We start from the raw sequence: 20324 nt of genomic DNA, 5'->3' as shown, positions 1-20324 counted from the left end.
CCCCACCCCAAGGACCCACAGACATGCCCAGCAGCGACCGCACCATACGCGTCGGCACCATAGACATCACCGTTCGCACCAGCAACAGAACCACGCTCGCAACCGCCGCCACCCGGACCGGCACCATCGTCGTCCACGGCCCGCACACCACTACCGACGAAGACGCCACCGCCCTCGTCGAACGACGACGGACCTGGATCTACAGTCAGCTCGCACGCGTCTCCCAGACCGCGCCCGAAAACCCGCTCAAGGAACTCATCCCCTGGGCAGGGTTCGACGTTCTCGGCCGCCCGCACCGTCTGCGAATCGTCCCCGACGACGAACAGGACGAGCCGCTCACCCGGGAGCGCAGCACCCCAACTGGCGGCTGGCTCCACCTACGACGCAGCACAATGCTGAAAGTGGATGAAACACGACAAACCTTCATCAAGTTCTATGTGGAGACCGGTCGCGAATGGCTGAAAATCAACCAGCCCCAGATCGCCAGATACGCACCAAACAGCGACGTACGGCTCACCTTTTCCGCCCGCATGCGCACCACCTGGGCGCACCGCCACCCCAAGCGCGGAGTCATCCTCCACTGGGCCACCGCCCAACTCCCGCCCACACTCCTGCGCGAACTCATCCACCGCACCCTGGGTCTCCACACCGTCGCCAGCAGTCGCGACCTCAGCAACGCCCTCCGCACACTCTGGCTTGGCCGACTCGCCACCCCCACCAGCACCATCGACCCGCGAATCCACCTCAACCCGGCACCCGCAGAACGCTGCCCAGACTGCTCCGCCCCACCAGGCACCCTGCACGCCGACCGATGCGACATCGCCCGCTGCGCCATCACCGGCTTCCAACGTGCCCACTGCCACCCGGACAACACCTGCAACACCGTCTGGACCGGCCACATACCCGGCGAACCCGAATGCACGGAGTACGGCTTCTACTGCCGCCCCACCCCTGACGGCTACGAACCGTGCAACGCCGACGACCCAGGCGCCATGCACGACTTCAACCGCCTCTACCGCGAATGCCACTGGGACCCCTCAGCCCAGCGCATGACGCTGCTGGCCTGACCACCCACTCCAAGACAAGGACAAACTCCCACAGTGACAACAACAACCCCGCGCACGACGGCGATGCGACCGGGCCTCTCCAACGACATGCGGGCGGTGTGGCAGATCACCTACTACGAGGCGGCCGAGGACGGCATCAGCCGAAAGCCGAACGGCCGCTACTGGACCACTGAGATCGACGCACACCCCCACACCTCCAACCGCACGATCGGCCATCAGGTCTGGCTCTACATCAACCAACAACGCCCGGACATACCCGAGGTGGACGTGACCAGCGGACAAGCCCAGCTCCAGGGCTACGCCGCCGGCGAGCCCGGCGAGGACGGGAAGCTCCCCCTCATACACGGGGTGCGCTGCACCGCGTGCGGCTCAGACCATGTGGCGTTCGCCACGAGAGCGTGGGCGACCTGCCGAACCTGCGGTGAAGGCCAGACGCAGGGCGAAGCGATGTTGTGCTCCGAGCACTGCGAGGACTGCTACGGCGCTGGCCTCACAACGGACTGACGCGATCGGCAGAGCCGTGGCAGTGGGGGATCCCGCCATCCGGTGTCCCCGCGACAGATCGCATGGGATCCGGCGACAGGGCCTTTTCCCCTCAATGCCGGAACCTCTTGGGAGGGCAAACCTCACTCCGCCATAGCGGTGGCCTCGCCAGTCAGCACTTGTCGAGCCACGTTGATGAAATTCGCGCGTGCCGTGTAAACCTCGTTCATCTTGTCCGAGGCCAGGTCCAGCTCAACCCGCTCCACCGGACGCTGCATCAGTTGCTGGCTGACCCGCTGCACGGCCAAGCAGAAGCTGGAGATCGCGTCATCAGTCGCTACAGCACATGCAATCACCGCACCCGGCGACAGCATCAAGATCCGGTTCAAGGGTTGCCGGACGGCATCGTACAAACGCCATGCCTCATCCATCGAAACAGGGTCGCCTTGCCCAATCTCGATCTCTTGGCGCACGAGACGAGCATGGAGATCATCCGCTTGCTCTCGGCACTGATGAACGGCCTCCGTCGCCCGCTCGCATGCGCCAAGGAAGTCAACGTATGCCTGCTCACGCTGACCGCGGACCCACTGCTCATGCTCCACGGCAGCCTGATCACGTACCTGCCGCCGGCCAGCCTTGTAGGCGATGGCAGCGCCCAGCAGCGTCACGCTCGCAGCAAGGCCTGCGGCGTAGATCGTTGCCTGCCCCCCGTCCATCCCTCAATGATCGCGAAAACCCGGCCTCGGGGAGGGGCTTCTCTCGAAGTGACAGCAGGGCGCAGTCTGTCTGCGGATTCACCAGTCGTCGGTGCTCAGAGTCCGGCATCGTTGGATCGGGTAGGTCACTCACGGAGCGGAGAAGCCATGGAGTGGATGACCGAGGAGTTCGGGGCGTCTCATGAGGGCTGGGTGGGCGCAGTCTTGGACGACGGCAGCGAGCCAAAGGAGGCCGTGCTCGATGCCGGTAGTGGCACCAACTTCCATAGGACGCGTGAGTGGTGGGCGTACAGCGGGAAACTGAACCGGCCGCGTGCCACCGCGGCGCGAGGAGCGTGCTCATGTGGCTGGCGTGGTGAAGAGCAGTACCCAATCGACTGGGACGAAGTCGACGCCTTCACCGACGAGTTCCCCATGAAGGAGCCGTACGACGAGTGGCGGCAGCATATTCGGGGCGTCGAGGCGCAGACGATTCCGCTGCCGCCGGAGCTTGAGGAGCTGCTGGGGCGGGTGGAAGAGCAGTTGTACGCCCTTGTCGAAGACGCGCCGCTAGCCGCGCTGAAGGCTGTTGCGGCCTTGGAGCGTACTGCCAAGAGCATCAGCCATCGTGCCGCTCAGTACGCCGCGGCAGACGACCTCTCGATGGAATCGATCAGCCAGGCTCTCGGCCTGTCGCAGGAGGATGCCCGGTCGCGTCTTCTGCACTACAGCCTCATGCGCTGACTGGTTCTTGAGGTACGGCTGGTGTTCTGGCACGGCGATGCTCCCGAGGGCAGTGGCCACCTCCAGCACTCGTGGCGTGACTTGCTCTGCCCAAGCTCGGGAGAAGTTCAGTCCCGTTTGGATGGAGGTAGCAGACTCGGCGTCGTGGTTAAGCGAGTTGAGCGCGTGTGGACATAGCGGCGGTAGTTGATGCCCAGACAGGACTCAACAAGGAACAGGGGCGCATCCGCCGGGAGGCCGACGAGCGTGACGCCCAGGTACTGGATGCCGCGAACTTGGAGCGGTAGTCACTCAAACCAATCGGGGCCCGCTACCTGCAACGACGGACGGGCCATTGATTCGACCGCGGCGGCAGGTAGGCCCTGAGGACGGTTCGGGGGACGGCCGGGGGACATAAGGACGAAGACGATCCAGGCCAGCGAGGGTAAAACAGGGAAAGAACCCATCCTGATAGGTGCCCCTCACCGGCAAATCAGTCGGTGGTCCCCCGCTGCCGTACAACCGATCCCGACCGCCCCTTCACCACTTCCAGCTGCGCGTGGATGCGTCGTCGCAGGTCAGCGACATGCGAGACGATGCCGACGCTGCGGTCCCGCTCGCGCAGGGAGTCCAGGACGTCGAGCACCTCGTCGAGCGTCTGGTCGTCGAGGCTGCCGAAGCCCTCGTCGATGAAGAGCGTGTCGAGCCGTACGCCACCGGCCTCGTCGGTGACGACGTCCGCGAGGCCGAGCGCGAGGGCGAGCGAGGCGAAGAAGGTCTCACCGCCCGAGAGCGTGGACGTGTCGCGTTCACGGCCCGTCCACGCGTCGACCACGTGCAGCCCGAGGCCCGAACGGCCGCGCCCCGTACGGTCGTCGGAGTGCACGAGGGTGTAGCGGCCCGACGACATGCGCCGCAGCCGCGCGGTCGCCGCGGCGGCGACCTGTTCGAGCCGCGCCGCGAGGACGTAGGACTCCAGGCGCATCTTGCGTTCGTTGTCCGCCGACGTGCCCGCGGCGAGGCCCGCGAGGCGCGCCACGCGGTCGTGATCGGCGCGCAGGGGCGCGAGCCGCCGGGCTCCGGCGGCCGACCGCTCGGAGAGCCGGTCGAGTTCGGCGCACCGCCGGGTGGCCGCGTCGAGCGCTGAGGCCGCCGCCCGGGCCCGCTGGTCGGCGTGCTCGGCGGCTTCCTGTGCGGCCCGGAGGTCGGCCGGCGGCTTCTCGGCGGCGGCGGCCGCGTCCGGTTCGGCGAGCAGGGAACGTACGGCCGCCTCTTCGTTCTGCCACGCGTCGATGCGGCGCTGCAGCTCGCGGTGGCCCTCGTCGTCGAGCAGGGCTTCGGCCGCGTCCCCCGGCGTGTCGAACCCGGCGCGGAAGGCCGCGTCGGCGAGTCGCGCGTCGGCGTCCTTGAGGCGCTGGGCGGTGTCGTCGGCGATGCGTGCGGCCTCGGAGGCCTCGGTCAGGAGCGCGGCCTGCCGCTCCAGCTGGGCGGCCCGCGCGGCGACGCTGCCGCTGGCTCCCCGCGCGCGGGTCAACTCGGCGTCGAGCCCGGCCTGTTCGCGCTCCAGGGAGTCGCGCAGGGTGGCGCGGGACGCGGCCCGCACGACGGCATCCTGCCGCGCGGCGACCCTGCGGTCGTGCTCGCGCTCGGCCTGGGCGAGGGCTTCCCTCGCGGCGTGCAGTCCGGAGGCGCGGTCGCGCGCTTCGGCGTGTTCCCTCCGCAACTCCTCGACTGCTGCGGCGAGTTCGTCGACGGACGGCCCTTGGGGGGCTGCCTCCGGATCGTCGGTGCCGGACTCCGCGCCGGTCTCCCTGCCGGACGACCCGAGGGCCGCGGCAGCGGCCGCCGCCAACGACTCGCGCACCTCGCCGAGTTGCCGCTCCTCCTGCGTGCGCGCCTCCTCCGCCTGCCGGTAGGCGGCGAGCGCCGACTCCTCCGTGGCGCGGTCGACGTGCCCCGCGCTCCGCGGTGCGGGCGCCGGGTGTTCGGTGGCTCCGCAGACCGCGCAGGGGGCACCATCGGTCAGACCGGCGGCCAGTTCCGCCGCGATGCCGGTGAGGCGCTGTTCCTTGAGGGCGAGCCAGTGCTCGTGGGCCCCGGTGGCGCGCTCACGGGCCGCGAGGGTCCGTTCGTGCGCGGCGGTCGCTTCCCCGGTGAGCCGGTCGCGGCGGCGCGCCGCGTCCAACCTGGCTTGGGTGGGATCCAGTTGACCCGCGAGATGCTCCGCGCGCGTCGCCGCCTCCTGGGCGGATTCGATGCGCTCCTGGAGGGCGGTCCTGGTCGCCTCCCAGCCGTCGAGCCAGCCCGCGGCCTCACGCAGAAGCTCGTCGTCGGCACGCTCCTCGCGCTCCAGGGACGTGCGCTCCGCGCCGAGTTCGGAAAGGCGCCGCTCGGCGCGCCGGGCGGATTCGAGGCCGCCGAGTTCTTCGGCGGCCTTGCGTGCGGCGGCGGCGAGTCCCGCCGCGCCGGACTCCGCGAACGTGGCGGGCAGTTGCGCCCGCGCCCGCGTCTCGTCGGCGCTCGCGCGGCGGTGTTCCTCCTCGGTCGCGCGGCGCAGGCCGAGCGCGGGGGCGACCCGCTCGGCCTTGCGGGCGCGCTCCATCCGGTCCAGTCGCTCCCGGTGTTCCCCGGCCCGCTCCTGAAGCAGCTCGGAGCGCTCCCGCGCCTGGGCGAACCGCGTCTGCAGCCGGTCGAGTTCGCGTACGTCGTCCAGCCGGCGCCCCGCGGCGGCCTGCGCGGACTCGGCGGCCACGAGCGCGCACTCGGCGACCGTACGCCGCTCGCGGGCGCTGGTGCGGGCGACGGCGGCCCAGGTCAGCACGGCCTCGGCGAGCCCCGGGTCGCCGGGTGAGAACTCGGGCAGCGGCGACTCGGCGTCATCAAGGCCGCCCCCGGCGGCCTGCTGCATCCGGTGCGCGTCGGCGAGGAGTTCCCTGTCGCCTTCGCGGACCGCGCCCTCGGCCTCGCGCCGCTGCTCGGCGAGGCGCTGCTCGACCGCGGCGAACCTGCGCGTGTCGAAGAGCCGCCCGAGGAGTTTGCCGCGGGCCTCGGCGTCGGCGCGCAGGAAGCGCGCGAAGTCGCCCTGCGGCAGCAGCACCACCTGGCAGAACTGTTCCTTGCTCATGCCGAGAAGCTGCGTGATCTCCTCGCCGATCTCCTGGTGGGAGCGGCTGAGGTCCTTCCACGCGCCACCGCTTTCGGCTTCCCCGGCTGCGTACTCCCGGAGCCAGCTCTGCGCCTTCTCCATGGTGGTGCCGGTGCCGCGCTTCTTCGGGCGCTCCCACGGCGGCTGCCGGGTGATCTCCAACCGGCGTCCGGCGACGGTGAGTTCGAGGCACACCTCCGTCCGTACGCCGGGCTGCGCGTGGTCGCTGCGCAGCGTCACGCCCTGGCCGCTGCCCTGCCGGGGCCCCGGCACCGAGCCGTACAGGCCGTAGCAGACGGCGTCCAGGACGGACGTCTTGCCCGCGCCGGTCGGTCCGTGCAGCAGGAAGAGCCCGGCGGCGGACAGGTCGTCGAAGTCGATGTCCTGGGTGGTGCCGAAGGGGCCGAACGCGGTGATCCTCAGCCGGTGCAGCCTCATCGGGCCACCTCGCGCAGCGTGTCGTCGCCGCGGACGGTGTCGAACGCCGCCCGCAGCACCGCCTGTTCGGGTACGTCGGGTCCCGCGCCCCGCACATGGGTCACGAAGTCCTCCGCGATCTGCTGGTCGCTGCGGCCCTTCAGGCGCTGGGCGTACGAGACGTCCGGGTCCTCGGGGGCGCGTTCGGGGTCGAAGACGAGACTGAGGGTGTGCGGGAAACGCTCGCTGACACGGGCCATGGGGTCGTCGGGGCGCACCGGGTCGGTGAGTGTCGCCTCGACCCAGGCGTCCTCGTGGCGGGCGAGCCCCGGGTCGGCGAGCAGCGTCTCGATGTCGCCGCGGATGCGGGCGAGCGGGCGCGGCACCGGGCAGTCGATGCGCTCGGCCGCGATCTCCCCCGCGGGTCCGAGGTCGACGAGCCACATGCTCTTGCGGTGCGTGGACTCGGAGAACGAGTACGGCAGCGGGGAGCCGGAGTAGCGCACGCGCTCGCTGATGGCCTGGCTGCCGTGCAGGTGGCCGAGCGCCACGTAGTCGACGCCGTCGAAGACGCCGGACGGCACGGCGGCGACTCCGCCGATGGTGATGTCCCGCTCGCTGTCGCTGGCCTCTCCGCCGGTCACGAAGGCGTGGGCGAGGACGACGGAACGGGTGCCGGGCGTCCGGGCGGCCAGGTCGGCGCGGACGCGGTCCATGGCGGCGCCGAGCACCGCCTCGTGCCCGGCCCGCGGTACCGCGAACTCGTCCTTGACCAGGGCCGGTTCGAGGTAGGGAAGGCCGTAGAACGCCACGTCCCCGTGCTCGTCGGCAAGGACCACCGGGTCCGCGCAGGCGGCGGGCGCGGTGCGCAGGTGTATGCCGGCGCGGCCGATGAGCCCGGCACCGACACCCAGGCGGCGCGCCGAGTCGTGGTTGCCGGAGATCATCACCGTCGGGACGCCCAGGTCCGCGAGCCGGTGCAGCGCGTCGTCGAAGAGCTCGACGGCCGCGAGCGGCGGTACGGCCCTGTCGTAGACGTCGCCGGACACGACGACGGCGTCCACCTCGCGCTCACGCGCCGTGGTGATGAGGTGGCCGATGAAGTCGGCCTGGGCGCCGAGCATGTTCACGCGGTGGAACGACCGGCCCAGATGCCAGTCGGACGTGTGCAGAATTCTCAAGACGCCGCTCCGGCCCGCATGCTCGCTTTCCCCTCCTACGCCCCGGAACCAGCACCGCCCCAGCACGGGCCTCGCCGACAGCACCCACCACGCTAGCGCCTGTCGGCACCTGCTCCATCACGAACGTCGATCTGTCACGGAGAGGACGGCGGCTGCGCGGGCTGCGACGCGGGCGGCTGCTCCTGCTCCGAGGAGGGCGTCAGCGGGGCGGACGGCGAGGAGGATTCACCGGAGGAAGGGGGAACAGAAGAGGGCGAAGAGGATGAAGGAGACGAAGAGGGCGAGTTCGACGGGGAAGACGAGGACTCGGACGGCGACGGGGACGGCTGGTTCACCGGCGGCTCCGTCTTCGTGTCACCCGCACCCGTGTCGCCCTTGTCACGTTCGAACCAGTCCCCGCTCTGCGGGTCGTACATGACGAAGGCGTTCACGACCTGGGTGGCCGGTGCCACGACCACGACGTTCGACGACCGGTAGCCGGGCCACGCATCACCTGTCGGCTTCGGGGTGCTCTTCTGCGCGACGGGGGGCAGCAGGGGGTTTCCGCAGGCGCAGCGCACGCGGGGCACGCCCCGGTCGTCGACGAGCACGGCGGTCCCGGCCTGGAGAACCGCCTGATAGGCGGTCGGGGCGCCGTCGCGGTAACCGTGATTGGTCACGCGGGTGTCCATGCGCAGCTGCACGGGTGTCAGGGCCCGCAAGTACGCGGGGACGGCCGACGCGTCGATGTCGAGGACCGAGGCGAACGCCTTGTTCTTCGCCGGGTCCTTCCCCAGGGCGTCCACCTGTTTCTCCACGTCGCAGGCGCCGACCTTCCGCGTCCCTCCGTAGAGACCGGGAGCGGCGCCGTCGACGCCGCGCGTCACGTTGGCCGACGCCGAGGAGCTCGGCAGGGCGCTCGGGGACGGCGGCGTGTCGTCGTCCCGGGCCGTGGACTCGGTGAAGGGATCAGGGCCTTGCTTCCCCGCGGGCTGAAGGGCGACCTCGCCGCCGGACTCCGAGGTGCCGTCCGGCCGCGTGAGGACGACGGTCAGCACCACGGCGGCCACGAGGACCAGGGAGATCGCCGCCACGCGCGGCGCCGACTTCCACCAGGGGCGGTCCGGCGCCGGGCCCCCGCCGGGTCCCGGTTCGGGGCTCGCGCCACCCGGCGGCGGGCCCGGAAGCTCAGGGGGTCCGCTCGGCGGGCCGCTTGAAGGGCCCGAGAGAGGGCCGGACGGGGGTCCTGTGGGGCGTCCTGACGACGGCGGTTCGGCGCTCACGAGCACTTCTTCCCTGCGTAGGGGATGCACGGCGCTCAGACCCGTTAAGACTTGCTTTCGCTCGATCCGTACGCCTTATTCCGTTACGCTCCTATTGTGTGTCCCGCTTCCCGGGGGGCCGCAAGCCGACGCGGTGGGCGCGCGGTGGGCGCGCGGTGGGCGCGCGGTGGGCGCGCGGTCGGCCCTCCCGAGGGGCGGACCGCGTCGGTGCTGCTTAGCGTGACAACGTGAGCGACCAGACACCGCCCGGGCAGGCAGGCGCGCAGCGCACGTCCGAGAACCGGCGGGCCCCCCACGGCTGGATCCACGCCCTCCTCGCGGTGCTCGCCGCGCTGGTGGCCATGGCCGTCGTCGCCACGCTCGGCCTGTGGGCCGCCGGGGCCGCGGATCTGCCCGACGGCGCGTTCCCCCGGGTCGTCGCGGCCGTCGTCGTGATGGCGGTCGGCGGTTCCGTCGGGCTCTCCGGTGACGCGGGGGCGATCGCCGAGACGAACGCGGGGCTCTCCGTGCTGCCCCTCTCGGTCACTCTCGCCGGGGCTCTGGTGATCGCCGCCGGGTTCCTCAGGCCGCTGCGGCACCGGGCCGTCGCCCACACCGCGGAACTGGCCGGCTGGGCGGCGCGGTTCGCCGTGCTGTGGGTGCTGCTCCTCGTCGGACTCGCCCTGCTGGCGCGCCACCGGTTCACGATCACGCTCGGGGAGGGACCCGCGGCCGACATCGGCGATCTGCTGGACGCCTCGCCGAAGGTCGGCTTCGAGACGGATGTGCCGCTGACCATCCTCTTCGGGCTGCTGTGGCTCGCGGGTGTCCTCCTGGTGGCGCTGCTGGTCTCGCGCGGGGCGCCGCTCCCGGCCCGCCTGGTGCGCTTCCAGGAGTCGGTGCGTCCGGCGGCGTACGCCATGGTGGTCCTGCTGCTCGCGTACGTCGCCCTGGGGCTCGTGGCCGGCCTGGTCGTGGCCGTGACCAAGGGGCACACGACAGAGACGTTCGCGGTGCTGCTGCTCGGCCTTCCCAACCTCGTCTGGCTCGCCTTCACCATCGGGCTCGGCGCGTCCTGGGAGGGGCGCGTGGAGGGTCCGTTCGGGTTGCCGATGCCGAAGGCCCTGGACGACGTACTACGCACTCCGGCCGACTCGACGCTCAGCCTGCGGACGCTCGCCGAGCACGACGGGCGGGTGTGGTGGCTGCTGGTGGTCGCGGCGGTGTCGGTGCTCGGCGCCGCGTTCCTCATGGCGGCGCGTTCACCGGCCCGGATGCGGGCCTGGCAGCACGCCGTGCACATGGCGGTGGCGCTGACCCTGACGGTGCTCGCCGTCTGTCTCCTCGCCCGCGTGTCCGCCCACTACGGCCTGTCGCTCCTGGGCATCGGCGATCTGGGCGGCGGCCTGTCGGGCCTGGTGAAGCTGGACCCGAATCTGGGGACCGCGCTGATCCTTGCCGTGGCGTGGGGTCTGGTGTCCGGTTTCATCGGCGGCCTGCTGGCGCGCGGGGTGCACCGGCGCGGTGAGGTGAAGTGAGTACGCGCTAGTCGGGCAGCCGCCGGAAGATTGGGCGCGCCCAGCTGGGCGGTTCCGGGGGCGCTCCTGGATCGACCGGGGCTCCGACGACTTCAAGAGCCACCTGTGTGGGGGCATGGCCCTGCGCGCTTCCGGTGGCCGCGGCGCGCAGTGCGGCCGCGAATTCCAGGCAGGAGCCGTACCTGTCCTCCGGGCGCTTGGCCAGCGCCTTCGCGAGGACGCCGTCGAGTGCGGCGGGAATCGCGGGGCGCTGCTCCGTCAGGCGGGGCGGCTGGTCGTACTGGTGGGCCCAGAGCAGCGCCATGTCGTCATCCCGCTGGAAGGGCGGCCCGCCGGCCATGGTCTCGTGGACGACGCAGGCGAGGCTGTAGACGTCGCACCTGCCGTCCACGGGGCGGCCGGAGATCTGCTCCGGCGCCACGTAGTCGAGGGTTCCCACGAACTGGCCGACGGTCGTGAAGCCGGTCAGCGACAGCGATTTCTTCGTCAGGCCGAAGTCCGTGAGGTAGACGTGCTCCGGGTGGTCGCTGTCCGTGCCCTTGGCCACGAGGATGTTGCCGGGTTTGACGTCGCGGTGGACCAGGCCGTGGTCGTGGGCCGCGTCGAGCGCGGAGGCGACCTGCGCGGCGATGCGGAGGGCCGCGCCGACGGGGAGGGGGCCGGAACCGTCGAGCAGATGCCGCAGGTCGAGGCCGGGGACGTACCGCATGGCGATGTACAGCACGCCGTCCGTCTCCCCCGCCTCGAAGACCGGCACGATGTGCGGATGCTCGATCGCGGCGGCCACGCGTGACTCGTGCGTGAAGCGCTGCCGGAAGGTGTCGTTGCGCGCGAGCTCGGGCGCGAGCAGCTTCAGGGCGACGGTCCGGTCAAGGCGCAGATCCTTGGCCCGGTAGACAACAGCCATCCCGCCACGCCCGATCTCACCCTCGACCCGATACCCGGCGATCTGCCGCCCGACCAGCTCGGAGGGCCGCCCGGAGTGAGAACTCGACCCCGCCGCCAGGCCACCACGCGACACGCCCTCCATCACCCATCACCGACCCGACCCGCCCCACCGGGGCCGGCCACGACGGGAGGGATACGACGGGTGGGTCCCTCGGCGGAGGGGCCTGGGGCGGAGGCAGGGCCGGGGGACGCCCCGGGGGCGACCGCGGGTTCTTCGCGGTACGTCTCGGGGGTACGCCGGGCATCTTCACCGTGCGAGGCAGATGCGAGCCCTTCGCTGCCCTCACCGCCACGGGCCGTCCCCGCGCTGGGCACCGCCTCGACCACCTGCGTCGGCTCCGGAGAGCCGGCGCCACCGCCACTCGCGACCCCATCAGGATCACCGGTCTCGCCATACCTCCCGGAAACCCGGTCCGCGTCACCAGCACCTTCGACCACCAGCGTCGGCTCCGGACCCACCGGCCCACCCGCGTCTTGGGACCCCCCGACCACCTGCGTCGGCTCCGGACGCACCGTCCCGCCGCCCCCACCCGCGTCCCGTTCACGCGCGAGCGCCCCGTCGCTGCCGTCCGGCTCCCCAGGGGTTCCGTGGGCGCTCGGAGGCTCCTCCACCGCGTAGGTGCTGAGCCGGGTTCCGTCGCAGTACACCCAGCGCTCGTGTTCGGCGTCGTAGAGCCACATCGCGTCGCCGTCCACGACCACGCCCACCCGCAGTCCACGGGTCCGCTGCCGGAAGGTGTCGGCGTCGGTTTCGCCGGCCGCCAGGTCCCGCGTCGCGCGGCGGAAGTCGGCCAGTGCCGCCTCGGTGCGTGCGAGGAGCGGGGCCGGGTCCGCCGTGCGGGTCAGGGGGTGGCCTGCGGCGGGCGGGTCCGCCGGTACGGCGACGAGGAGGCGGCCGTCGACCCACGCCGACCAGTCGTTCGCGCAGACGATCCGGGCCCAGTCACCGAGCCGGTCGACCAGTTGGACGGGCAGGAGCGCGTCGAGCGGCGTCGTCGGGCGGTTCACGTCCGGCGCCTCCCAGGCGGGAAGGCCGTCCTGGGGGACGACGTGAGTGGGGCGGAAGTCCGCTGTGGTCATGTCGTCCACTCCTGCTCCCTCGCCCGAATCCGCTCCCGCTCCCGCTCGCAGCTCACCGCGCACCCCTCGCTACTTCCGCATCACCGCGGGTTCGTGCCGTCTCAGCAGCCTCGCCACCAGGTAGCCGAACACCACCGAGAGGGCGACCAACATGCCCATGTTGAGCAGCCAGGTGCCCGCCGAGTGCCGGAAGAGGGGATCGGCGGTCAGCTCCCCCGGCACGATCCTGCCGAGCCCGATCGTGCCCGCCATCGCGCCCAGCGCCCACCGCGACGGCACGAGCCAGGCAAGCTGCTCCACGCCGGGCACCCCGTGGAGTTTCAGGAGGGCGCCGCAGAACACCACCTGCACGATGGCGAGCAGCACCAGCAGCGGCATCGTCACTTCTTCCTTGCGCACGAGCGCCGAGACCAGGAGCCCCAGCATCATCGCCGTGAACGCCAGCATCGCCACCGCCACGGTGATCTCGACCAGGGGCGGCAGCAGCACGCCCTCGCCGCCGGGTGCGTTGAGGTCGACGCCGAGCAGCGCCACCAGGGTCAGCACGACCGCCTGGAGGACGGTGATCGTCCCCAGTACGACGACCTTGGACATCAGGTACGCCGATCTGGAGAGCCCGACGGCCCGTTCGCGCCGGTAGATGACACGCTCCTTGACCAGTTCCCGCACGGCGTTGGCCGCGCCGGTCAGGACTCCGCCCACGCAGAGGATGAGCAGCGCGTTCATCGCCGTCTCCTGCGTCAGCCTGCTCCCGGCAAGAGCGCGGGCCATGGCGCCCATCACGAACGGCAGCGCGATCATGATCGCGAGGAAGGTCCGGTCGGCGCCGAGCGCGGCCGCGTACCGCCGCACCAGTGTCCGGAGTTGGGAGCCCCAGCTCTGCGCCTTGGGCGGCGGCGCGAACGCGGCGACCGGCCCCGCGCCGCCCTGCGGCATCGGCGGCTGCGCCGAGGAGTTGACGATGTACCGCTGGTGGAAGGGCGAACGCCGGTACTCCCCCGCCCAGTCCCGGTCGCGGTCCCCCTCGAAGGCCTCGAACGCCTCGGGCCACTCCTCGAAGCCGAAGAACGGGAGTGCGTCCTTCGGAGGCCCGTAGTAGGCGATCCTGCCGCCCGCGGCGAGCACCAGGAGCCGGTCGCAGCCGTCGAGGCTGAGCACGCTGTGCGTGACGACGATGACCGTCCGGCCGTCGTCGGCGAGGCCGCGCAGCATGTGCATCACCGAGCGGTCCATGCCCGGGTCGAGCCCGGACGTCGGCTCGTCGAGGAAGAGCAGGGACGGTTTCGTCAGGAGTTCGAGGGCGACGCTCACGCGCTTGCGCTGTCCGCCGGAGAGGCTGTGGATGGGCTGGTCGACGCGCTGTTCGAGGCCGAGTTCGCGGATGACCTCGTCGACCCTGGCCCGGCGTTCCGCCTTCTCGGTGTCCTGGGGGAAGCGCAGTTCGGCGGCGTATCCGAGGGCCCGGCGCACGGTGAGCTGCGCGTGCAGGATGTCGTCCTGCGGCACGAGACCGATGCGCTGGCGCAGTTCGGCGTAGTCGCGGTAGAGGTCGCGGCCGTCGTAGAGGACCGTGCCGTCGTCGGCGGGGCGCAGGCCGGTGAGGGCGTTGAGGAGGGTGGACTTTCCGGCGCCGCTCGGCCCGACGACGGCGAGCAGGCATTTCTCGCCGACGGGGAAGGAGATCTTGTCGAGGAGCGTCTTGCGGCCACGGTCGACGGCGACGGTCAGCTCCTGGACGTCGAGCGAGACCTCGCCGGTGTCGACGTACTCCTGGAGCTGGTCGCCGACGAGGCAGTACGCGCGGTGGCCGACGCCGACGATGTCGCCGGGGGCGACCGGGGCGCGGCCGACCGGCTGGCCGTTGAGGTAGGTGCCGTTGTGGCTGCCGAGGTCGACGATCTCGTAGCTGCCGTCCGCGAGGACCCGCAGTTCGGCGTGGCGGCGCGAGACGACCAGGTCGTCGATGACCAGGTCGTTGTCGGCGGCGCGGCCGATGCGGACGGTGCGGGCGGGCAGCGGGCGCACGGACGTCGGCTGCCGGAAGGTGCCGGTGGCCGAGGGCGTGCGGACGGCGGAGGGGCGTTCGGGGGCGGCTGGCGGGGGCGGCGTACGGCCGACGAGGACCGCGCGCGGGCCGTCGGTGACGCTGCCGAAGCGCAGGACGCTGCCGGCCCCGACGTCCCCTGCCCGGACGCGCCGGCCGTCGGCGTAGGTGCCGTTCGTGCTGTGCTCGTCCTCGATCGTCCAGTGGTCGCGCTCGGCGTGCAGGACGGCGTGGTGCCAGGAGACGCGGGCGTCGTCGATGACGACATCACTCAACGGATCGCGTCCGACGTGATAGTCCCGGCTCGGACTCATCACCGTGGAGCCGGTGTCGGTCTCCAGGACGAGTTCGGGCGCAGTCGGTGTTGCAGACCGCTCTCCCATGCCCGAATTCTACCCATTCGCACGCATCCACGCCTGGGCTCGGGGACCCGCCGGGCGTCAGGCGTCCCCGTACGCCTCTCCCCCGGGCTCGAAGACCGCGGCGCCCGCGGTCGCGTCCGCCAGCCAGGCCCTGAACGCCTCGACGTCGGCGTCGGGGAGGCCGATCTCGATGGTCACCGCGTCCCCGTACCGCACGTCACGCACCTCGCGCCCCGCCGACCGCAGATCGTTCTGGATCTTGCCCGCGCGCTGGTGGTCGACCGTGACGGTGGCGAGCCTGAAGCGCCTGCGGGTCAGCGTGCCGACCGCGTCGAGCGCCTCGCCGACCGCTCCTCCGTAGGCCCTGATCAGACCGCCGGCGCCGAGCTTGACCCCGCCGTAGTAGCGGGTCACGACGGCCACGACGTACCGCATGTCGCGACGCAGCAGCATCTGGAGCATCGGCACCCCCGCGGTGCCGCCGGGCTCCCCGTCGTCGCTCGCCTTCTGCACCCCGGCGTCGGCCCCGATGACGTACGCGAAGCAGTTGTGCGAGGCGGACGGGTGCTCCTTGCGGATACGCGCGACGAACGCCTGGGCCTCCTCCTCGGTGGCGGCGGGCGCGAGGGCGCACAGGAAGCGCGAGCGGTTGATCTCGATCTCGTGCACGGCCTCGCGGGCCACTGTGCGGTACTCGTCGTGCATCCCGCCAGAGTAGGCCCTGCCCTCACACCCCCGCGCAGGTCACGACCCCGGTACCGTGACCCGTTGTGACGTCACCTTCTGATCGCGTACGCCAAGTCTCCGGCGCCACTGACGTGTTGGGGGCGCTGCTCGCCGCCGCGCCCGTCACCGTCGTGGAGACCCGCGACGATCCGGCCGATCCCTTCCTGTTTCCCGAGGAGGCGGACGTCGTGGCGCGGGCCGTGGACAAGCGGCGCCGCGAGTTCGCCACGGTCCGGCAGTGCGCCCGCACCGCACTGGCCGGGCTCGGCGTGCCGCCCGCGCCGATACTGCCGGGCCCCAAAGGCGCCCCGCGCTGGCCCGACGGCATCGTCGGCAGCATGACGCACTGCGCGGGCTACCGGGCCGCCGCCGTGGCCCGCGCCTCCGAGGTCACCTCCGTCGGCATCGACGCGGAACCGGCTGCTCCGCTCGCCGACCCCGATGTCCTGAAGCTGGTCTCGGACGAGTCGGAGCGCGCGGCCCTCGCCGAGCTGGCCGTCCGGCACCCCGATGTCCCCTGGGACCGGCTGCTCTTCAGTGCCAAGGAATCCGTCTACAAGACGTGGTTCCCGCTCACCGGCCGCTGGCTCGGCTTCGAGGACGCGCGCCTCGACCTGGCCCCGGACGGCACGTTCACCGCGGCGCTCCTCGTCCCCGGGCCGACCGTGGCGGGGCGTGAGCTGACGGGCTTCGCGGGCAACTGGCTGATGCGCGACGGCGTGGCCGTCACCGCCATCGTCCTGCCCCTCACTCCTGCCCCGCCCGGAAGGTAGGCACCCCGGCGAGCCAGGTGCCGAGCACCCGCACCTGCCGGACGGCCATCGGGTCGACGGCGCGCGGATCGGCGGAGAGCCTGACCAGGTCCGCGGGCGCACCGGGCACGAGGGCGCCGCGGTCGTCCGCACCGGCCTGATGTGCGACGCCGCTGGTGGCCGCGGCGAGCGCCTGCTCCACGGTGAGCCGCTGATCCGGGATCCAGCCGCCCTCGGGCACGCCGTCGAACGTGCGCCTGGTCACCGCGACTTGGATGCCCTCCAGCGGCTCGTACGAACTGACGGGCCAGTCGCTGCCGAAGGAGAGCCGCACCCCGTCGCGGGCCAACTCCCCCATCGGGTACTGCCGCCCGGAGCGTTCGGCGCCGATCCTCGGCATGGACAGATCGGTCTGGAGCGGGTCGGGCTGCGCCCACAGCGGCTCGAAGTTCGCGATGACGCCGAGCGCGGCGAAGCGCGGCAGGTCGGCCGGGTCGACGAGCTGGACGTGGGTGATCACGGGCCGCCGGTCCCAGGCGGGATTGGCGTGGACCGCGGCCTCCACCGCGTCGAGCGCGGCCCGTACGCCCGCGTCGCCGATGGCGTGGATGTGCGTCTGGAATCCGTCGGCGTCGAACGCGCACACCGCCTCGGTGAGCGCGCCCGGCTCCCATACGGGCATGCCGCAGCTGTGCGGCGCGTCCAGATAGGGGTCGAGCAGGGCGGCCGTACCGCCCTCGATCACGCCGTCGCTGAAGTACTTCACCGTGCGCGCGGACAGCATCGGGCCTCCCTCGACGTTCACCCGCGCACGCGCCGCGTCGAACTGCTTGCGCTGCGCGCGCCAGCGGTCAGGGTCCGCGCGCTGCGCCAGGTCCACGCGGACGCTCAGCGCGCCGAGCCGGGCAGCCGCGAGATAGGCCTCCACCATCTCCGGCTCCACCCAGGCGTCCTGCACCCAGGTGATGCCCGCGCGCGCGTACGCCCGGCCCGCGCGACGCACGGCTTCGACCAGTTCGGCCTCCTCGCGCGCGGGCACCTGGTCGAGCACCAGGTCGCAGGCGTGCCACTCGCGCAGGGTGCCCATCGGCGAGCCGTCGGGGCGCCGGACGATCCAGCCGAGCCGCGGGTCCGGCGTCGAGTCCCGTACACCGGCCCTGCGCAGCGCCTCCGAGTTGCACCACACCGTGTGGTAGTCGTGGGCCCGCAGCACGACGGGCCGATCGCTCACCGCCGCGTCGAGCCACCGGGCGTCGAACTCGCCGTCGGGCGCGAGGGCGGGGTCGTAGGACGCGCCGACGATCCACGCCGCGTCCGGGTGCGCGGCGGCCCACCGCCCGACCTCCGCGACGATCGCGGCGACCGAGGTGAGGTCCTTGATCTGCGGGCCGAAGCTCTCCAGACCGCCGAAGAGAGGATGGGCGTGACCGTCCCCGAAGGCGGGCATGAGCAGCCCTTCCCCCAACTCGACGACCTCGTCCGCCACTTCGGCCAGGCCGCGCGCCTCGTCCCCGAGCGCGACGACGCGTCCGTCGCGTACGGCGAGTGCCGTGGTGTCCGCGTGACCATCGCTTCCGGTGCGGACCGCCCCCAGGAAGACCCACGTCAGCTTCTCGTCCGCCATGCTGTTCCGCTCCTCCGTCACACGCTTTCCGCGTCCACTGTCGTCAGCCGTTCGTACGCCCGTGGATCGCGGCGTCTGATCCGCAGGGCCAGTGCCGTGCCCGCCACGAACAGCACGGGCAGCGGCGCGATCAGCGCCGCGTTGACGCCGCCCGAAGCGCCCGTCAGGAGATCGAGGTGGGCGCACACCAGGGCGATGAGCACCGCGAGGCCCGCGCACGCGACCAGCGGGGCCACGAGAACCCGCCAGGCGGACATGCCCCTGCGGTCGCGCCGGAAGAAGCCGTACACGGCGAGCGCGGCGAGCGCCTGCAGCAGCATCACGCCGAGGATGCCGGAGCCGTTGCTCCACAGGAAGGTGACGGTGTAGGGATCGGCGCCGCTGACGGCGGTCACGGCGACCACGGCCAGCGCGATCCCCGACTGCGCCACGACCGCCGCGACCGGTGCCCGCGTCTTCGGGGACACGGTGGCGAGGCTGCGCGGCAACAGCCCTTCGCGGCCCAGGGCGTAGAAGTAGCGGGCGGCGCCGTTGTGGAAGGCGAGGGTCGCGGCGAAGGCGCTGGTGATGATCAGCACGTGCATGGAGTCGGCGGCCCAGGCCCCCGCGAACCGTTCGGTGGCCGCGAAGACCATGTCGGCGCCGCCCTCGCCGTTGGCGACGGCCTGGGCGCGGTCGGAGCCGTACGCGTTGATGATCGTCCACACGGTGAAGGTGTAGAAGAGCGCGAGGAAGGCCACGGCGATGTAGGTGGCGCGCGGCACCGTGCGTTCGGGCTCCCGCGCCTCCTCCGCGTAGATGGCCGTCGCCTCGAACCCGACGAACGCGCCGACGGCGAGCACGAACATGCCGCCGACGCCCGGCCCGCCCAGGTGTTCGGGCGAGAGCGTGCCGAGGTCGAAGCCCCGCGGGCCACCGCCGTGCGCGAACAGACCGGCTTCGAGGACGAGCAGTACGAGGACTTCGAGGATCAGGGCGGCACCGAGGACCTTGGCGCTGAACGTGACCTTCAGGTAGCCGAGTACACCGATCGCGGCGAGCCCGGCGAGCGCCCAGATCCACCAGGCCACGCGGACCCCGGTCAGGTCGTCGAACCCGGACTCGGTGAACCACCCGAAGGCGACGAGCAGTCCGACCTCGATGGCGTTGTACGAGAACAGCGCCACGTACGCGGACCCGGCGCCCGCGGGACGCCCGAGCCCGCGCCCGATGTAGGCGTAGAAGGCGCCCGCGTTGCGCACGAAGCGGCTCATCGCCGTGAACCCGGCCGCGAAGACGATGAGCAGCAGCCCCGACATCAGGTACCCGAGGGGCGCCGCCCGGCCCGCCATGCCGATCGCCAGCGGGGCCACTCCGGCCATCACGGTCAGCGGCGCCGCGGCGGCCACGACGAAGAAGACGAGATCGCCGGTGCCGACGGCGCCGCCGCCGAGGCCCTTGGCGGCGTGGGAGGGGGGTGCGGTCACGCGGGTGCTCCCGGGCAGCAAGAGGGGGAAAACTAAAGCCTTTAGTCGCGGCTGGGCAGGACCGTACTCTGCACACGGGCGGCTGTGAAGACCCCGCCCACAGGAAGACTCAGGGGAAGGCCCCGGGGATCGGCCCGGAGAACACCCCACACGGAAATGGGAGTTGACGGGTCATGGGCAGAGGAAGACCGCGCATACCGATGCTCGACGCGGATCTGATAGCGCGGGAGGCCCTCTCGCTGATCGACGCCGAGGGGGCCGACGCCTTCAGCCTGCCCCGCCTCGCGGCACGCCTCGGGGTGCGGACCGCCTCGCTCTACAACCATCTGGACGGCCGCGCCGAGGTCATCGAGGGCGTACGACGCCTGATCGTCGAGGAGATGGACGTCTCCGCCTTCGACACGCTGCCGTGGCCCGACGCCCTTGCCGCGTGGGCCCGTTCGTACCGCGACGCCTTCGCCAGGCACCCGCACTCCATCGACCTGCTCGCCACCACCACGATCAGCTCACCGGCCACGCTCGGCATGTACGAGGCCGTCGTGGCGGCCCTGGCCCGTGGCGGGTGGCCGCAGGGGCGGCTGATCGCGGCGCTGACCAGCGTCGAGTCCTTCCTCCTCGGCTCGGCGCTCGACCTCGTGGCGCCGCCGATGATGATCGACGCTGCCGGGCACGCGCCCCGCGTACCCGTCCTGGCGGCCGCCCTGGAGAGTGCCGCCGACGGCGACAAGGCGAGGCGGGCCGAGGACGCGTTCGCGTCGGGGCTGGACGCGTTGATCCGAGGCCTCGTGGCCCAACTGGCGGAATTGCGCGGGGAGTAGGCGGACTCAGACGC

General features: G+C 71.9%; 16 protein-coding genes. 6 read left to right on the top strand and 10 right to left on the bottom strand.

Annotation, left to right across the window (positions count from 1 at the left end; genetic code table 11):
* Positions 1–23 precede the first annotated feature (23 nt).
* Together ACWFRU_RS17320 and ACWFRU_RS17315 are read left to right on the top strand one after the other, a co-directional pair.
* Positions 24–1067 carry a YgjP-like metallopeptidase domain-containing protein gene (locus tag ACWFRU_RS17320; protein WP_453687774.1) on the top strand — a complete coding sequence of 348 codons (1044 nt, stop codon included), beginning with the start codon at positions 24–26 and terminating at the stop codon, positions 1065–1067.
* Positions 1068–1100: 33 nt separating this feature from the next.
* Entirely contained in the window at positions 1101–1571 is a 471-nt protein-coding gene (locus ACWFRU_RS17315) for a hypothetical protein (RefSeq protein ID WP_453687772.1), read from the top strand.
* A gap of 122 nt (positions 1572–1693) precedes the next feature.
* Here ACWFRU_RS17315 and ACWFRU_RS17310 read toward each other — a convergent pair whose 3' ends face one another.
* Positions 1694–2266 (bottom strand): hypothetical protein, encoded by a 573-nt coding sequence (locus ACWFRU_RS17310; RefSeq protein WP_453687771.1) that lies wholly within the window; start codon positions 2264–2266, stop codon positions 1694–1696.
* A 147-nt stretch (positions 2267–2413) separates the two neighbouring features.
* On the opposite strand from ACWFRU_RS17310, the gene ACWFRU_RS17305 reads away from it, so the two are divergent.
* The gene (locus tag ACWFRU_RS17305; RefSeq protein ID WP_453687769.1) at positions 2414–2989 is read left to right on the top strand and encodes a hypothetical protein; all 576 of its coding nucleotides are present in this window, start codon (positions 2414–2416) and stop codon (positions 2987–2989) included.
* 472 nt (positions 2990–3461) lie between these two features.
* Here the strand turns inward: ACWFRU_RS17305 and ACWFRU_RS17300 are convergent, their stop codons facing one another.
* The 3 genes from ACWFRU_RS17300 to ACWFRU_RS17290 form a co-directional block, all read right to left on the bottom strand.
* The gene (locus tag ACWFRU_RS17300) at positions 3462–6551 is read right to left on the bottom strand and encodes an AAA family ATPase (protein ID WP_453687767.1); all 3090 of its coding nucleotides are present in this window, start codon (positions 6549–6551) and stop codon (positions 3462–3464) included.
* Positions 6548–7711 (bottom strand): exonuclease SbcCD subunit D, encoded by a 1164-nt coding sequence (locus tag ACWFRU_RS17295; protein WP_453687766.1) that lies wholly within the window; start codon positions 7709–7711, stop codon positions 6548–6550. The genes ACWFRU_RS17300 and ACWFRU_RS17295 overlap by 4 nt, the downstream gene beginning before the upstream one ends.
* 134 nt (positions 7712–7845) lie before the next feature.
* A complete protein-coding gene (locus ACWFRU_RS17290) occupies positions 7846–8973 on the bottom strand; it encodes a DUF6777 domain-containing protein (protein ID WP_453687764.1) in 1128 nt (375 codons plus the stop codon).
* A gap of 227 nt (positions 8974–9200) precedes the next feature.
* Between ACWFRU_RS17290 and ACWFRU_RS17285 the strand changes: the two genes are divergently transcribed.
* Positions 9201–10490: a streptophobe family protein gene (locus tag ACWFRU_RS17285; RefSeq protein WP_453687762.1), complete on the top strand. Its 1290-nt coding sequence runs from the start codon at positions 9201–9203 to the stop codon at positions 10488–10490.
* A gap of 7 nt (positions 10491–10497) precedes the next feature.
* Here ACWFRU_RS17285 and ACWFRU_RS17280 read toward each other — a convergent pair whose 3' ends face one another.
* The 4 genes from ACWFRU_RS17280 to ACWFRU_RS17265 all read right to left on the bottom strand — a co-directional run bounded on the left by ACWFRU_RS17280 (position 10498) and on the right by ACWFRU_RS17265 (position 15629).
* Positions 10498–11511 (bottom strand): serine/threonine-protein kinase, encoded by a 1014-nt coding sequence (locus ACWFRU_RS17280; RefSeq protein WP_453687760.1) that lies wholly within the window; start codon positions 11509–11511, stop codon positions 10498–10500.
* 8 nt (positions 11512–11519) lie between these two features.
* Positions 11520–12518, bottom strand: coding sequence for a hypothetical protein (locus ACWFRU_RS17275; RefSeq protein WP_453687758.1), 999 nt, complete (start codon positions 12516–12518; stop codon positions 11520–11522).
* Between the two features lie 69 nt (positions 12519–12587).
* Positions 12588–14945, bottom strand: a complete 2358-nt coding sequence (locus tag ACWFRU_RS17270) for an FHA domain-containing protein (protein WP_453687756.1) — start codon at positions 14943–14945, stop codon at positions 12588–12590.
* Positions 14946–15002: 57 nt separating this feature from the next.
* The gene (locus tag ACWFRU_RS17265) at positions 15003–15629 is read right to left on the bottom strand and encodes a YigZ family protein (protein WP_453687754.1); all 627 of its coding nucleotides are present in this window, start codon (positions 15627–15629) and stop codon (positions 15003–15005) included.
* Between the two features lie 113 nt (positions 15630–15742).
* Between ACWFRU_RS17265 and ACWFRU_RS17260 the strand changes: the two genes are divergently transcribed.
* Positions 15743–16423 carry a 4'-phosphopantetheinyl transferase family protein gene (locus ACWFRU_RS17260; RefSeq protein ID WP_453688300.1) on the top strand — a complete coding sequence of 227 codons (681 nt, stop codon included), beginning with the start codon at positions 15743–15745 and terminating at the stop codon, positions 16421–16423.
* On the opposite strand, the gene ACWFRU_RS17255 is transcribed toward ACWFRU_RS17260, so the two are convergent.
* Positions 16398–18026, bottom strand: coding sequence for an amidohydrolase (locus ACWFRU_RS17255; protein ID WP_453687752.1), 1629 nt, complete (start codon positions 18024–18026; stop codon positions 16398–16400). The genes ACWFRU_RS17260 and ACWFRU_RS17255 overlap by 26 nt on opposite strands.
* 17 nt (positions 18027–18043) lie before the next feature.
* Positions 18044–19492 carry an APC family permease gene (locus ACWFRU_RS17250; RefSeq protein ID WP_453687750.1) on the bottom strand — a complete coding sequence of 483 codons (1449 nt, stop codon included), beginning with the start codon at positions 19490–19492 and terminating at the stop codon, positions 18044–18046.
* A gap of 173 nt (positions 19493–19665) precedes the next feature.
* Here ACWFRU_RS17250 and ACWFRU_RS17245 point away from each other — a divergent pair, with 173 nt between their 5' ends.
* Entirely contained in the window at positions 19666–20310 is a 645-nt protein-coding gene (locus tag ACWFRU_RS17245; protein WP_453687748.1) for a TetR/AcrR family transcriptional regulator C-terminal domain-containing protein, read from the top strand.
* Positions 20311–20324 lie beyond the last annotated feature (14 nt).

This window comes from Streptomyces sp. NPDC055099, assembly GCF_053607685.1.
Note: the sequence above shows the minus strand (reverse complement) of the source record. Positions and strands in the feature narration are given on the sequence as shown.